The 15073-nt window shown below is 71.2% G+C and carries 14 protein-coding genes, 1 tRNA gene and 1 pseudogene; 11 read left to right on the plus strand and 5 right to left on the minus strand.

What is annotated here, in order from left to right; genetic code table 11:
* The 9 genes from HTV45_RS17310 to HTV45_RS17350 all read left to right on the plus strand — a co-directional run.
* Positions 1 to 691 (plus strand): extensin (locus tag HTV45_RS17310; protein WP_215206703.1); only part of this gene is annotated, 691 nt, incomplete at its 5' end.
* Between the two features lie 57 nt (positions 692 to 748).
* A complete protein-coding gene (locus tag HTV45_RS17315) occupies positions 749 to 1174 on the plus strand; it encodes a phage tail protein (protein ID WP_215206704.1) in 426 nt (141 codons plus the stop codon).
* Between the two features lie 118 nt (positions 1175 to 1292).
* Complete coding sequence (locus tag HTV45_RS17320; RefSeq protein WP_215206705.1) at positions 1293 to 2030, plus strand: LysM peptidoglycan-binding domain-containing protein; 738 nt, start codon at positions 1293 to 1295, stop codon at positions 2028 to 2030.
* Complete coding sequence (locus HTV45_RS17325) at positions 2030 to 3934, plus strand: VgrG-related protein (protein ID WP_215206706.1); 1905 nt, start codon at positions 2030 to 2032, stop codon at positions 3932 to 3934. The genes HTV45_RS17320 and HTV45_RS17325 overlap by 1 nt, the downstream gene beginning before the upstream one ends.
* The gene (locus tag HTV45_RS17330; RefSeq protein ID WP_215206707.1) at positions 3934 to 4392 is read left to right on the plus strand and encodes a GPW/gp25 family protein; all 459 of its coding nucleotides are present in this window, start codon (positions 3934 to 3936) and stop codon (positions 4390 to 4392) included. The genes HTV45_RS17325 and HTV45_RS17330 overlap by 1 nt, the downstream gene beginning before the upstream one ends.
* The gene (locus tag HTV45_RS17335; protein WP_215206708.1) at positions 4392 to 6350 is read left to right on the plus strand and encodes a putative baseplate assembly protein; all 1959 of its coding nucleotides are present in this window, start codon (positions 4392 to 4394) and stop codon (positions 6348 to 6350) included. Before HTV45_RS17330 ends, HTV45_RS17335 begins: the two co-directional genes overlap by 1 nt.
* Positions 6347 to 6943 (plus strand): phage tail protein, encoded by a 597-nt coding sequence (locus HTV45_RS17340; protein ID WP_215206709.1) that lies wholly within the window; start codon positions 6347 to 6349, stop codon positions 6941 to 6943. The genes HTV45_RS17335 and HTV45_RS17340 overlap by 4 nt, the downstream gene beginning before the upstream one ends.
* Positions 6940 to 8526, plus strand: coding sequence for a zinc ribbon domain-containing protein (locus HTV45_RS17345; protein WP_215206710.1), 1587 nt, complete (start codon positions 6940 to 6942; stop codon positions 8524 to 8526). Before HTV45_RS17340 ends, HTV45_RS17345 begins: the two co-directional genes overlap by 4 nt.
* A gap of 223 nt (positions 8527 to 8749) precedes the next feature.
* Positions 8750 to 9769: a Yip1 family protein gene (locus HTV45_RS17350; protein ID WP_215206711.1), complete on the plus strand. Its 1020-nt coding sequence runs from the start codon at positions 8750 to 8752 to the stop codon at positions 9767 to 9769.
* Between the two features lie 69 nt (positions 9770 to 9838).
* Here the strand turns inward: HTV45_RS17350 and HTV45_RS17355 are convergent, their stop codons facing one another.
* Positions 9839 to 10336, minus strand: a complete 498-nt coding sequence (locus tag HTV45_RS17355) for a phosphoribosyltransferase (RefSeq protein WP_215206712.1) — start codon at positions 10334 to 10336, stop codon at positions 9839 to 9841.
* Complete coding sequence (gene dcd, locus HTV45_RS17360) at positions 10333 to 10908, minus strand: dCTP deaminase (protein WP_215206713.1); 576 nt, start codon at positions 10906 to 10908, stop codon at positions 10333 to 10335. The genes HTV45_RS17355 and dcd overlap by 4 nt, the downstream gene beginning before the upstream one ends.
* 507 nt (positions 10909 to 11415) lie before the next feature.
* On the opposite strand from dcd, the gene HTV45_RS17365 reads away from it, so the two are divergent.
* Both HTV45_RS17365 and HTV45_RS17370 read left to right on the plus strand, forming a co-directional pair.
* A tRNA-Gly gene (locus HTV45_RS17365) sits at positions 11416 to 11489 on the plus strand.
* A gap of 711 nt (positions 11490 to 12200) precedes the next feature.
* A complete protein-coding gene (locus tag HTV45_RS17370; protein WP_251692279.1) occupies positions 12201 to 12557 on the plus strand; it encodes a transcriptional regulator in 357 nt (118 codons plus the stop codon).
* Between the two features lie 173 nt (positions 12558 to 12730).
* Here HTV45_RS17370 and HTV45_RS17375 read toward each other — a convergent pair whose 3' ends face one another.
* The 3 genes and pseudogenes from HTV45_RS17375 to HTV45_RS17390 form a co-directional block, all read right to left on the minus strand.
* Positions 12731 to 13174 (minus strand): PIN domain-containing protein, encoded by a 444-nt coding sequence (locus HTV45_RS17375; RefSeq protein ID WP_006141903.1) that lies wholly within the window; start codon positions 13172 to 13174, stop codon positions 12731 to 12733.
* Complete coding sequence (locus HTV45_RS17380; RefSeq protein ID WP_006141902.1) at positions 13171 to 13437, minus strand: CopG family transcriptional regulator; 267 nt, start codon at positions 13435 to 13437, stop codon at positions 13171 to 13173. Before HTV45_RS17380 ends, HTV45_RS17375 begins: the two co-directional genes overlap by 4 nt.
* 1242 nt (positions 13438 to 14679) lie before the next feature.
* A pseudogene (locus tag HTV45_RS17390) lies at positions 14680 to 14770 on the minus strand (IS5/IS1182 family transposase); the annotation flags it as partial.
* Positions 14771 to 15073 lie beyond the last annotated feature (303 nt).

A 15073-nucleotide genomic window follows, 5' to 3' on the forward strand; every position in this document is an offset into this window, starting at 1 on the left:
CGCCCCCGCCCCCGCCCCGCGCACCGCCGCGCCGCCGAGCCCGGTGAAGAACCCCGTGCCCACGCGCCCGCCCACGCCCACGCCCGTACCCCCGGCTGCCGGACCCCGGCCGTCCGCATCCCCGGCCCCGGCCCCGGTCCCGCTCCGTGCCCCCGCCGCCCTCACCCCGGTCCTTCCGGCCGCCGCCGTCTCCTCCGTGCCCTCCGTGCAGCGGGCGGCCGTGGCGGACCCGTCCCCGGCGGCCGAGGCCTCGGTGACCCGGCTGCACGCCCCCGGCTCCCCGGCACTCCCCCCGTTGCCGGTCCCGGTCCAGCGCCTGGCCGTACCCGCCGCGCTGAAGTCGCTGTGGAAGCGGGCCGTCGGCGCGCCGGCGCAGACACCGCACACTCCGCCCGCGCATGCCCCCGAGCCGCCCCCGCCGTACGACCCCGGGCCCCCTCCGCCGTACGACGCCGGGTCTCCTCCGCCGTACGACCCCGGCGGCCAGCCCCCGCCGTACAGCCCTCACGACCCGTACCCCGGCGCCGGGGGCGGCTCGCGCGCCGGGGGGTCCTTCGATCCGCGCGCCCTGAGCGACGGGCAGATCGACGAGCTGACCCACCGTCTGCTCGGACCGCTCACCCGCCTCCTGCGGACCGAACTGCGGATGGACCGGGAACGCATCGGCAGACTCCGCGACCCCCGCACCTGATTCCTCCCCGGCGCCACCGCCCCGCCCGCCGTCCCGCCCCCTGCGAAAGGCCGTCAGATGCCCAGCGATCTCGATCCGGGATCCTCCATCTTCTTCACCCTCACCATCGACGGGGAGAACCTCGGCGCGTTCAACGGCTGTGAGGGCCTGGCCTCGACGGTGGAGGTCGAGCAGTACCAGGAGGGCGGCAACAACGGGTTCATGTGGCAACTGCCGACCAGGGTCACCTTCTCCACCATCCGGCTGACCCGTCCGCTGACCCCGGAAACCTCGAAGGTCGCCGCCTGGATCTCCTCCGTGACGACCGGCGTCACCCGCCCGACCGCCCAGATCTCGGCGCTGCGCGCGGACGGCTCCGAGGTGGCGCGCTGGGGACTGATCGACGTCCTGCCGGTCAACTGGCAGGGCCCCTCCCTGGACCCGGCGAACCCGGGCGTGGCCACGGAGGTCCTGGAGATCGCGCACCACGGATTCACGGACTGACCGCGTTCCGGACCACCGACGGTCCGGCACCCACCCCCACGCCCCACCCCCACGCCCCACCCCACGAGCACATCCACGAGCACGGACACACCAGCACCGAGGACGGAGACGAAGGACCATGGCAGGCAAGGGAGGCAAAGGCTCCAGAGGCGGCGCGGGCAAGAGCCTGGTGCGGGCCACGCTGTCCATCCACGAGCCCCCCATCGGCGACAGCACCACACCGGGCGGCCTGATCAAGAACTTCGAATTCGACTTCAACCCCTCGCAGCTGACCCTCACCCGCCGCGCCCAGTGGAAGAGCACCCCCTCCGCCGCCCTGCGGGACGGTGCGCTGCCCGAGTTCATGGGGGCCGAGGGCCGGAGCCTGTCGATGGAGATCTTCCTCGACTCCTCCGGTGACCCCGGCGACACCAGCGTGCTGAAGAAGGTCGAGGCGCTGTTCTCCTGCTGCGAGGTGACCTCCAAGAGCATCGCCGCCGACCAGCCCTCCACCCCCTGGGTGGTGTTCGAATGGGGGTCGTTCTCCACGGCGCGGTTCACCGCCTACATCGGCAGCGTGGGGGCGAACTACACGCTGTTCGGCACCACGGGCGTGCCCATCCGGGCGGCCTGCCAGGTGGAGCTGAACGAGATCCCCGGCCAGACCAAGGGCCAGAACCCGACCTCGGGCGCGCTCACCGCGCGGCGCGTGCACCGGGTCGTCGCGGGCGACACCCTGCAGTCGCTGGCCTGGCGGGAGTACGGGGACGCCGCGGCCTGGCGCTCGATCGCCGAGGCCAACGCCATCGACGACCCCTCCCGGCTGTCCAACGGCACCGAACTGATCCTTCCGGCGGCCGGGGAGGTCGCGTTCTGATGGTCAAGCCCTCCTTCTCCAACATCGTCGACGTCACCTTCGACGGCAAGCCCGTACCGTCCTACTTCGCCCCGCTGCTCGTCGGCGGCTGGGTCGACCTGGGCGCCGGGGTGCCCGGCGCCTTCCGGGTGACGTTCCGGGACGCGCACGGGCTGGTGCTCGGCAAACTGAGCATCAAGTTCGGTACCGAGGTGGTGATCTCCCCCGTCGCCCACGGCAAGGGCTCCGGAGACCCGCTGCTGACCGGCGAGGTCACCGGCATGGAGACCGACTACGACGGCACCGGCACCTTCACCGTGATCCGCGGCTACGACCGCGGCCACCGCATGATGCGCCGCCGCCGGGTCGCCGCCTACCGCAACCAGACGGCGTCCGACATCGCCCGCACCCTGGCCGGGCAGGACGGTGTCACCGTCGGCAAGGTGCAGTCGACCCGGACGGTCTACGAGTTCATCAGCCAGGCCAACGTCACCGACTGGGACTTCCTCTCCCGGCTCGCCGACGAGAACGACATGGTGATGTCCCTGGACTCCAAGGGAGAGTTCCGGTTCGTCAGCCCCGACCCCGCCGCCGGCGCGCCCCCCACCAGCACCCCGGGCGAGAAGAGCCCGTTCGTCCTCCAGGCCGGCACCGACGTGCTGCGCTGCCGGGCCGCGGTGACCTCCGCCGACCAGTTCGGGCAGGTCGAGGCACGCGGCTGGGACGTCGTCGCGAAGAAGGAACTGACCGCGACCGCGCCCACCACCGCCAACGCCGGCATCTCCATCGGCACCACCCCCCAGAAGGCCGCCTCGGCGTTCGGGGTCGTCACCCTCGTGGAGACGGAGAAGCCCTACGACCGGCAGAACGAGGTGAAGTTCGCCGCGGACTCCCTCGCCGACGACGTGACCTCGTCCTTCGCCGAGCTGGAGGTCGTCGTGCGCGGCAACCCCAAGCTGCGCCCCGGGGTTCCCGTGACCCTCACCGACGTCGGCGCCCCCTTCGAGGGCAAGTACACGGTGACGTCCGCCCGGCACGTGTTCGGCGACGGCAAGCACTACGAGACGTGGATCACCGTCAGCGGCCGGCAGTGGCGCTCACTGTTCGGGCTCACCTCCGGCGGCGGGGGCACCGCGGCGGCCGCACCCCGTCTGCCCAGTGTCGCCAATGCCCTGGTCACCGACGTACAGGACCCGCTCAAACAGGGCAGGGTCAAGCTGCGGTTCCCGTGGCTGGACGACACCTACGTCTCCGACTGGACCCGTACCGTCCAGCTCGGCGGCAAGCGCGGCGGCGGCATCTTCCCGCTCGACGTGGGCGACGAGGTGCTGGTGGCCTTCGACCGGGGCGCCCTGGACCACCCGTTCGTCGTCGGCGGGCTCTACAACGGCGTGGACAAGCCGTCCCCCGTCCGCGACGTCCCGCTGCACGACGGCGTGAAACGGCGGGCGATCCGGCACACCCTGTCCGACCGCGAGGCCAACCGCGTCGACCTGCTCAGCCAGACCACCGGCGCGCGCAAACAGGGCGTCCGCGTCGCGTCCGGTGACGACAAGCTGATCATCAACCTGGACCGTACGAAGACGGAGATCACCGTCGACAGCAAGGGCACCGTCGTCATCAAGGGGAGCCGCTCGGTCTCCGTCGAGGCGGGCACCGACCTGACCCTCAACGGCAAACGGTCCGTGACCATCAAGAGCGGCGGCCCGCTCACCCTGAAGGGCCGCGGCACGGTCAGCCTGAGCTCGTCCGTCGGCGCCGTCAGCGTCGACGCCAAGGGCGCCCTCTCCATGAAGGCCATGGGCCTGGCCACCCTCTCCGCGATGGGCAGCGTGCAGATCAACGCGGCGGCCGCCGTGGGCATTCGGGCCGCCACCGTCCCGATCATGGGGCTGCTCACCGCCAACGGAAAGCCGGTGATCTGATGGCCGAGCAGTTCGTCGGAGCCGGCTGGGCGTTCCCGCTGCGCATCGGACCCACCGGGGGCATCGCCCTGGTCAGCGGCGAGATGGAGATCCAGGAGGCCATCCGGCTGATCCTGGCCACCGCGCCCGGCGAACGCCCGATGCGCCCGGAGTTCGGCTGCGCCATCCACGACCTGGTGTTCGCCCCCGTCAACGAGGCCACCGCCGGCCGCATCCAGCACGAGGTGTACACCAGCCTCGACCGCTGGGAACCGCGCATCGAGGTCGAGGACGTGGAGGTCACCGCCGGGCCCGGCGAGGGCGTCCTGCACATCGACGTCCGCTACTCCGTCCGCGGGACCAACAACCCGCGCAGCCTCGTCTTCCCCTTCTACGTCATCCCCTCCCACGACGAGCCCGGCACGAGCGGCACGGCCGGTGCGGGCCAGTCGGGCCCCCTCCCCGAAAGCGACCGCTGATGGCCCTGCCCTCTCCCCACCTCGACGACCGCCGCTTCCAGCAGTTCGTCGACGACGCCAAGCGCTACATCCAGCAGCGCGCACCGGAGTGGACCGACCACAACGTCTCCGACCCCGGGGTCACCCTGGTCGAGGCCGTCGCACACATGGCCGACCAGATCGTGTACCGCCTCAACCGGGTGCCCGAGAAGAACCACCTGGCCTTCCTCGATCTCGTCGGCATCACCCTCTTCCCGCCCACCGCCGCACGCACCGACGTCACCTTCTGGCTGTCCGCGCCACAGGACGAACCGGTGGTGCTGCCCGAGGGCACCGAGGTGGCCACCACCCGCACCGAGCGCGACGAGGCCGTGGTCTTCGCCACCGAGCACGAACTCACCGTCGTGCCCTGCTCGCTCGGCCGGCTCGCCGTGCAGAACCAGGGCGAACCGGTCGCCGACCGCACCGACGACCTGGCCGAGGCCAAGGACGTCCTCTGCTTCACCGAGGCCCCCCGCCCCGGCGACTGCATGCTGTTCGGCCTGAGCGCCGCCGTCCCGCACTGCGTCGTCGCCCTGGAACTCGACAGCCGCGTCGACGGCGTCGGCGTCGACCCGCGCCAGCCCCCGCTGGTGTGGGAGGCGTGGACCGAGGACGGCTGGACCGAGTGCGAGGTCGACCGCGACGTCACCGGCGGCCTCAACCGGCCCGGCGAGGTCGTCCTGCACATCCCCGGCGGACACGTGCTCTCCCGCAACGGCGGCCACCAGGGCGGCTGGCTGCGCTGCCGGGTCACCGAACCCCTCACCGGCCAGCCCTTCTACACCACCTCCCCGTCCGTACGGGCCGCCGAGGTGTACACCCTCGGCGGCACCACCGGCGCCGTGCACGCCGAGACCGTGCGCGACGAGGCCCTCGGCGAATCCACCGGCCTGCCCGGCCAGCGGCTGCGCCTGGCCCACTCGCCCGTCGTCGGCGACACCCCGCCCGTCCTGCTGCAGACCGCCGAGCACGACGGCTGGACCGACTGGGACGTCGTCCCCCACTTCGCCGGCTCCCGCCCGTACGACCGGCACATCACCCTCGACGCCACCACCGGCGAGATCGCCTTCGGCCCCGCGGTCCGCGAACCCGACGGCACCCTGCGCCAGTACGGCGCCGTCCCCCCGAAGGGCGCCGTCATCCGCGCCCGCCGCTACCGCACCGGCGGCGGCAGGTCCGGCAACGTCGCCCGCGGCGCCGTCCGGGTCCTGCGCCGCTCCGTGCCGTACGTCTCCGAGGTCGTCAACCGGGAGGCCGCACGCGGCGGCGTCGACGGCGAGACCGTCGAGGAGGCCAAGACCCGGGCGCCCATCACCCTGCGCGCCCAGGAACGCGCGGTCACCCTGCGCGACTACGAGGAACTCGCCCGCCGCGCCGCCCCCGACACCGCCCGCATCACCTGCCTGGAGGGCGAGGAGAGCGAACACGGCGCCTACGCGGTCCGGGTCCTGGTCGTCCCCCAGGCCGTGCCGGACCCCGGCGGCCGACTGCGCTTCGAACAGCTCGTCCCCGGCGACGCGCTGCTCTCCCGCATCACCCGCTACCTCGACGAACGCCGGCTGATCGGCACCCGCCTCGCCGTGGGCCCGCCGTTCTACCAGGGCGTCACCGTCGTCGCCACCGTGCACGCCTTCCGCGGCACCGACACCGACCGGGTCCGCCGCCAGGCCCACGACGCCCTCTACCACCACCTCGACCCGCTCACCGGAGGCGCCGACGGCACCGGCTGGCCGTTCGGACGGCCCGTACAGGCCGGTGAGATCTTCGCCGTCCTCCAGCGCGTCCCCGGCGTGGAACTCGTCGACCAGGTCCTCCTGCACCCCGCCGACCCGATCACCGGCAAGCGCGGCGAGGCCACCGACCGCATCGACCTGTCCGCCCCGTCCCTCGTCTTCTCCTTCGACCACCGGGTCCGCGTGATCGGGGACGGCGCGTGAGAGGCTCCATCGACGGGCTGGGCTCCTCCGCGCCGATCGGGGCGATGCTGCCCGCGATCTTCGCCGAGGACGAGCTGGCGCACCACTTCGTCGCCGGGCTCGACGAGGTCCTCGCCCCCTTCCTGGTCGTCCTCGACAACCTGGACTCCTACTTCGACCCCGCGCTCGCCCCGCTCGACTTCACCCGCTGGCTGGCCGACTGGGTCGGCGCCGAGACCGACGGCATCGAGACCGACGGCGCCCCGGCGGACGGCCTCACGGGGGAGCAGCGGCTGCGGGCCGCCGTCGCCGCCGCCACCTACCTGCACCGGGTACGGGGCACCCGGCGCGGCCTGTCCGAAGCGGTGCGCCTGGTGTTCGGCGTGGCGCCGCGGATCACCGAGAGCGGCGCCGCCGAGTGGCACGCCCGCCCGCTCGGCCCGGTACCCGGCGACCGCCGCCCGCACCTGCACGTCTCCCTGGCGCTGCCGACACCCACCGCCGCCGACACCCACCGGCTGGACACCCTGGTCGCGGCCGCCCGCCCCGCCCACATGCCGTACACGGTCGAGGTCACCGCCACGACCACCGCCGAAAGGACCACCGACAGATGACCAGCCCCTCCTCCGGACCCGGCCGGGCCGCCCCCAGCTGCGCCGATTGCGGCACCCCGGCGGAACCCGGCCAGTCCTTCTGCGACTCCTGCGGAGCCGTCCTCGGCTGGGCCGGCCACGGCCGGCCGGGACGCACCGAGCCCACCCCGCACTCCGAGCCCACGGCACACACCGCGGCAACCGGCGCCCCCGCCCGCACCACGACCGCTCCCGGCACCGACGACCGGACGAACATGGCGGGCCGCACCGACACCGCCCACGACACCGCCCACGAGCCCGCCCGCTCCGACGAGAACCACCCGGACGACTCCGGCGACCGCGCCCGTCCCTCGATCCCGGCCCCCCGGACGGCACCGGCGGACTCCGCCCCCCACAGCACCGCGCCCTCAGCGGCCCCGGCGACGTCACACACCGGCGCACCGGGCACAACCGCGCCCCCCACCCCGTACGGCCACGCCACCGGGCACCACGACGGGAACGACGGGAACGACGGGCACCACGCCGGACCGGACCGCACCACCCCGGCCAACCCGGCCAACCCGGCCGCACCCGCCTCCCACCGTCCGGCCGGCCCGCACACCACGGCACCCGACGACGACACCGAACCCCTGCCGCACGTCACGGACTCCCCCGAGCCGCCGCCCCAGCACCACCACCGCCACCAGGACGACACCGCCGCGTCAGCGGCCGCCGCCGAGCGGGCCAGATCCCTCCTCGTCCCCGTCGCCGACCCGGAGCCCCGCAGCCCGGACGAACCCGCCGTCGCGCCGGTCCTGCCCGGACGTCCCGTCGCCCACCGCCCCCAGGTGCGCGCCGTGGGCCCCCAGTCCGACGCCGAGGGCGGCATCCCCTGCCCCTGGTGCTCCACCCTCAACCGCCCCGAACGGCACTACTGCTCCCGCTGCGCCATGTCGATGACCCGCGGCGAGGACACCCCGGGACGGCCGCCCTGGTGGCGCCGGATGTTCGGCGGCCGCAACGGCGAGTCGGCCTGGGCCGGCGAGCGCCCGCGACTGCGCCGGGGCTTCGGCCACATCTGGAACTGGGTCGTCGCCGCCGTCGTCATCGGCCTGGTGATCACCCTCGTCGTGAACCTCGGCGCCATGATCCAGGCCACCCGCGACCACTTCGCCAAGCGGGCCCCGATCGGCCCGTCCAGCGTCAAGGCGTCCCGCTCCTTCTCCGGTCACGGCGCGCCCCTCGCCTTCGACAAGCTCAACAACACGTGGTGGGGCCCCGGCATCTCACAGGCCGCCGAGGGCGAGTGGGTCGAGGCCACCTTCGACCAGCCGACCCGCCTGCTCGACCTCGTGATCACCCCCGGCACCTCGACCAAGCCGGACCAGCTCTCGGCGTCGGCGCTCCCGCGTCAGCTCGACGCCCAGATCACCCTCGCCGACGGCGAGAAGATCACCCGCACCATCACCCTGGACCAGGGCGCCGGCGGCCAGCGCCGCAAGTTCCGGGTCGGCGAGGTGACCACCGTGCGCTTCGTCCTGCGCTCGGCCTACGGAGCCGACCCGAAGAAGCAGGTGGCGATCGCCGAGATCGAGTTCTTCGGCCCGTCGAGCAACAACAGCTGACCCCCGCCGGGGCGGTAACGCGCAGGGGCCGCCCACCAGGGCGGCCCCTGCGCCGCACCCACGCGCTTCCCACCCCCTCCCCACCTCCTCCCCACCCCTCTTTCCCCTCCCCTCCCCACCCCCTTCCCCTCCCCCGTCTCTCCCGGTCCTCCATCCTCCGGAGGACCGGAACGCCCCACCCCCCTTCGGACGACGGACCCGGGGGCTGACGGTCCCTTAGGGGATGTCACAGCTCGGCCGCAAAGGCCTGCCCGAAAGCCGGGGTCCGGCACACGGCCGCCGGGGACCAGGTACGTTCGATGTCGTGGCTGGATTCAGGATCGGACGCGGCCGGAACAACAACGGCGCTCCCAACGCGCGACCGCAACACCCTCCGCACGGACAGCAGACGCCGCCGGGGCCGTCATACGGCTACCCCCAGGCGCCGCAGCCTCCGGCATACGGACAGGGTGGTGGAGGCGGCAGCCCCTGGCCGCAGGCGCACGGGGGCCCAGGCGGACACGGGGGCCGCGGCGGGCACGGAGGCCCGGCCGGCTACGGCGAGCCGGAGTACTTCGGCGACGGCGGACACCACGGCGCCGCACCGGACCCCTACGCGGCCAACAACGCGGGCCACACCCAGGCCTTCTCCCTCAACGACGACCCCTACCACCAGGGCGACACCTACCAGGCAGGCTCGGCCCCGCACCCCGGCCCGGTCGGCCCCCGGCTGCGCTGGAAGGACCTGCTGAAGGGCATCGTCCTGTCCCCCTCGCCGACCTTCCTCCAGATGCGCGACTACGCGATGTGGGGCCCCGCCCTCGTCGTCACGTTCCTCTACGGCCTGCTCGCCGTCTTCGGCTTCGACGGTGCCCGCGAGGACGCCATCAACGCCACCCTCTCGAACGCGGTCCCGATCGTCCTGACGACCGCCGTCGCGCTGGTGATCAGCTCGTTCGTCCTCGGCGTGGTCACCCACACCCTGGCCCGCCAGCTCGGCGGCACGGGGGCCTGGCAGCCCACGGTCGGCCTCTCCATGCTGATCATGTCCCTCACGGACGCCCCCCGGCTGGTCGTCGCCATGTTCGCCGGCGGCGACGCGTCCTTCGTCCAGCTCCTCGGCTGGGCCACCTGGGTGGCGGGCGGCGCCCTGCTCACCATCATGGTCAGCCGTTCCCACGACCTCCCGTGGCCGAAGGCCCTGGGCGCGTCGGCGATCCAGCTGCTCGCCCTGCTGTCGATCGTGAAGCTGGGCACCTTCTGACCCGGCGGCCACACACGAGAAGGGCTCCCCGCGGGGAGCCCTTTCCTCGTTCGGCGCCTGCCGCCACCGTCAGGCGTCGAACACCTGCCCGTCCCGCCGCACCACCGGCGGCTGCACACTCCACGGGAAGTCGATCCACTCGTCGGTCCGCTTCCAGACGTACTCGCACTTCACCAGCGACTGCGTCTTCTCGTAGACGACGGCGCTGCGCACCTCGGCCACGGCGTCGAGGCAGAAGTCGCGGACGAGCTTGAGCGTTTTGCCGGTGTCGGCGACGTCGTCCGCGATCAGCACCTTCTTGTCGGTGAAGTCGATGGTGTCGGGCACCGGTGCGAGCATGACGGGCATCTCGAGCGTGGTCCCGACCCCCGTGTAGAACTCCACGTTGACCAGGTGGATGTTCTTGCAGTCGAGCGCGTAGGCGAGCCCGCCTGCGACGAAGACGCCGCCCCGCGCGATGCTCAGCACGACGTCGGGCCGGTATCCGTCGTCGGCGATGGTCTGCGCGAGTTCGCGGACGGCGACACCGAACTGCTCGTAGCTGAGGTTCTCCCGCACTCCGCTCACATCTGCGTCCGGTGGAAGTTCAGGTAGGACCGCGAGGCCGTCGGCCCCCGCTGCCCCTGGTACCGGGAGCCGTAGCGCTCACTGCCGTACGGGTGCTCGGTCGGCGAACTGAGCCGGAACATGCACAGCTGCCCGATCTTCATACCGGGCCACAGCTTGATGGGGAGCGTCGCGAGGTTGCTGAGCTCCAGGGTCACGTGCCCGGAGAATCCGGGATCGATGAACCCGGCGGTGGAGTGCGTCACCAGCCCGAGCCGCCCGAGCGAGCTCTTGCCCTCCAGCCGCGAGGCCAGATCGTCCGGCAGCGAGATGACCTCGTACGTGCTGGCCAGCACGAACTCACCGGGGTGCAGGATGAATGGCTCGTCGCCCTCCGGCTCCACGAGCCGGGTCAGATCCGCCTGCTCGACAGAGGGGTCGATGTGGGGGTAGCGGTGATTCTCGAACACCCGGAAGTAGCGGTCGAGGCGTACGTCGATGCTGGACGGCTGCACCATGGATTCGTCGTAGGGATCGATCCGCACCCGCCCGGCGTCGATCTCGGCCCGGATGTCCTTGTCAGAGAGAAGCACGCCCCGAGAATACGCAAGGCGCGCGGAACGCCCACCACCGGCCGTCCCGCGCGCCCACGCCTCTGCCTCTGCCTGTCCCGCCCTACCGCCTCTGCAGCGTGACCGGTACGACACTGCGGAGGCGCGCACAGCGCGGACACCGCAGGAGCCGGCCGGGGCCGAGTCGATCGGCCTGCTGCATCGGGAACGAGTCGGCGTTGAACACGTGCCCATCGGCACAGCGGACGACGGTGCGCTCCATCAAGTCCAAGAGTCCCTTCCCCAAAAGCCGCTGCCGGCTTGCTGCCCTGACGACAAAAGCCACGTTACGGGATCAAAGGAGCGACCCTCCAGGCGGCACCCCGCCCGCGCGCCACCGCTTCACGGTACGCCCCAACACGTGCCCTCCGCAGCCGCGTCCATGCCCTGAAACACCGTCAGACCCCCGGGTCCTGCACACCGGGGGCCTGCCATGGGGTAGAGTGAGCGAGCATTCGGACAGCACTCGTACGGCGGTCCGGATCTTACGCGGGTGTAGTTTAATGGTAGAACATCAGCTTCCCAAGCTGAGAGCGCGAGTTCGATTCTCGTCACCCGCTCCATGGAGAAGGCCCAGGTCAAGCCCCGGGCCTTCTTTACTGTCTGGACCGATCAGGGAATTCGCACCGTTTGTACACTCTGTCCGACGGTTGAGCTGTGGCCCGCGCACGCGGTGCTTCCCAGCAGAGGTGAACGCGCGCGGCCGCAGCAGGATGTTCCGAAAAGCGTGTCAGCTTGTTCAGAGTTGGCCGACTGCAGACAGGACAAGCACGCAGAGGCCCATCGACGTGGCAAAAGCAGTGCCGCCGTAAAGGACTGCCTCAGCGAATGCGGCTCCGGTGCTGGTCTTCAGGATCCCAGCGACAAGAGCCACCACGAGCGAGAACAGCGCTGCCACGAGCAGCCACAGATACCTCGTTCCGGATCGTGACTCGGACGGCGGAGCTTTCACAGAAGTCTTCCTTCGCGGACGGACTGAAAGGAGAGGAGTGCGTCATTCGGGGACCAGAACGCCGGTCAGCAGATGCGCGGCGAGTGTGCTGCGGTGCTGAGTCGCGGCCTGGATGAGTTCGCGGTGCGCGGTGATCTGCGCGTTCACGGCATCCAGCACGGCACTGATTCGTCGCTGGTGGGCAAGGGGCGGCAGCGGCTACCGTCACCCTCTTTTGCTACCCGATCACCGAGAGGTGAAGAGCATCTCTTGTTAAGGGTCTACCTGAGAAGGGCTTGCGCCAGTCTGCGGATCAAGAAGCCCCACCGCAGGCTCTTCCTGGATGATCGACGTATGGCAACACAGCCCGGTCCCTCTGGTCTTCGCCGTGCCAAGTCCGCTCGGCGCGCCTGCCACCCTCTCCGAGCTCGTCGGCCCTCAGCACGGCACAGTGACCTTGCCGCTGCATCTGGCGCGGCCGGGGCTGACCACGTTCGATCTCGATCAGCCGCGGTTGTGGATGAACTGCTGCCGGATCGTCCTGACCGAGGGAGCGCAAGACGATCTGGTCCAGTTCCTCAGTCGCGACCTTCTGGTCAGCCTATGGCCCACACTGCGCACACTGGTCAGCCGTGATGTCCGGGAGGTGTGGGAGAGCTCCTTCGACGAGCTGGCTCACGCAGCCCAGGCCACTGCGTGAACCTCACGGAAGTGAGGCCGACGTAGCGCGGACAGCATGGTGGAGACACGACTGCATGTGTTCTCAGCGACCGTTCCCACCCTGCTGCACAACATCCGTGCGCACCAGAGCCGCACGAGTTGCCCGAGCACCGTCACTCCCGAGCGAAGAACGCGAGTTCGACTCTCGTCGTATCAGAGCGGGAGATCGTCGGGGAGTACCCGGAACGCCTTGTGGTGGCCCAAGGGGCGTACGGCCCGGAAGTCACGTCGGTCGAGGGTGAGGATCGCGTCCGTGTCGTAGTCGGCAGCGAGCGCCACGTTGACCGCGTCAGCGAGGTCGAGGTCCAGCGCACGGTAGCGGACACGGACGGACTGGGCGGCGCCCAGGTGGTCCTCCGTGATCTCCGGCATGACGATACGTCCCCGGCTCATCCAGCGCCGGAGGTCGTCGACCGCGCCGAGGGCGGCCGTCCTGCCGAGCTCGCGCGTGGCGACGTGATCCAGTTCGGCCAGCAGCAGCGGGGACATGACCAGGAGGCCGGCCGCCATGATCGCCTCGTTGGCCGCCCGGTGTTCGGGGTGGGCCGAGTCCAGGGCCGCCAGGAGGCCGGACGTGTCGGCGATGACAATGATCACGCGGCGGTTCCGGAGTCCGGGTCGGTCTCACGGCGGACAGCGTCGGCGACCGTGTCACGCACCTCCGATCTGGAGGGTGTGCGTCCCGTCCCCTCGAAGGTGCGTGAGAACAGCGGCTCGTCCCAGACCCTGTTCGCCATGGCCGCGAGGTGGATGCCCTGGCGGATGATCTCGGCCTCGCTTATCCCCCGACGCTTCGCGGCCTCCTTGATGATCGCCAGGTCTTCGGGGTCGGCGTAGACGTTCGTGCGCTTCATGGACATGTACCAAGGGTAGTCCATGTACCGGATTGACGCACGTAGGTGCCTCGTCCGTCGGCTCATCGGATGCCGCGATCGCAGACGACGAAACTGGCCGCGCTCACCATGGGTGTGCGGCATCGAGCTGTGGCCCCGCAACGTGCTCGCCGCATCTCGCACCGAACCACTTCTCGTGGAGGTCGAAGTCCGTAGGGGTGATCCCGCATTCTGTGATCTTCCGAGCCGAGGCGAGGGCCCGGCAGCCATGCGCGACCGCAACTGCCGCGCTCAGTCGCTCTGCGCATGCCCAAGCCCGCACACCGGGCAGTCCACATCAGAGCAGTGGTCCTCCACCTCGCAGTGTCGTGCCCACAGTGTGCCCTTCAGAGCGGACACCTACGGTCAACAGCGGTGCCACAGGACGCCCACGCCTACCGCAGCACATTGAATCCACGCAGGTCAGCAGCCTCACGCTCGCGCAAGCGCCGTCGCTTCCCAAGCTGAGAGCGCGAGTTCGATTCTCGTCACCCGCTCCATGTGAAACCCCCAGGTCATCGGCCCGGGGGTTCTTTGTTGTCCAGACCGGTGAGCGGATGCCGCACCACAACCGCACCATTAGCCCGCCGACGGCTCCTCCCTGTGGTGCGCACGGTCGTCGGTGTGGTGCTGCGCACGCTCGGCGCGTATGAGGTCGTCCAGTCCGGCGGCGACCTCCGGCTGCCGGTCCTCTTCGGAGTGCGGAGATCAGCAGCGCCGTCTCGGAGGACTGGCCGGCGCGCACCATCGTGTCCCGGAGGGTGGCACCCGAACGGGTCGACAGGGTGTGCCCGGTCTGGCGGAGATCGTAGAAGCGGAAGCCGTCCGGAAGACCGGCGACCTCACGGGCCCGCCGCTACTTCCGCCCGAAGGTCGTTCGCCGGAAGGCCGCGTACTGCCCCTCACGAGGACCAGCCCATCCGGGCCCTTCTCCCCGAACCAGTCGAGGTGTCGCCTCACCTCCTTCCGGAGGAAGGCCGGGAGGACGACCACTGGAAACCGCCCTTGGTCGGCCCGGGTGCCCGCTTGCCGTCGGTCCGCTCCGGCGCGGCGACCCGCACGCGGATCACGAGGTTGTCGACGTCGATGTCCCGACGGTGGAGACCCGCCGGCTCCTCCGGCCGCAGCGGACCGTAGGCGCCGAGGTAAACCATGAGCCGTCGGCGGATACCGATCACGAAGGCGAGCGCGTCGACCTGGGCGACGGTGGCGATGCGCCGATCCGTCGCTCCGCTTGCGTCCCATGATCTTCTTCCCGGCAATCGGTGCCCTGACTGGAGGCGGGGACACTGGTGGAGGTCTTGACGCTCTGGGTGTCGATCGCGCACCGCGAGCAGTCCAGCTCACCACGGGCGCCGAGTTCGTCCAGGATGACGCCGTGGATCCGGGCCCAGACCCGGTCCCGGCTCCACTGGGCGAAACACCGGTAGCCGGTGGGCCAGGCCGGCCCGAACACCGGCGGCAACTGCCGCCGGTGTTCGGGCCATGGCCACGAAGACGACCGCCGCCAGGATCTCGCGGTCACCTGACCGCCGTCGGCCCCCGCCCTGCCGACGCCTCACCCCAGTCGGCGGCACCCTTCGCCGAGACAGCACCCACAACTCATCCGGCACCAACCGCTCAA

Source organism: Streptomyces sp. CHD11 (assembly GCF_018638295.1).
GTDB lineage: Bacteria > Actinomycetota > Actinomycetes > Streptomycetales > Streptomycetaceae > Streptomyces.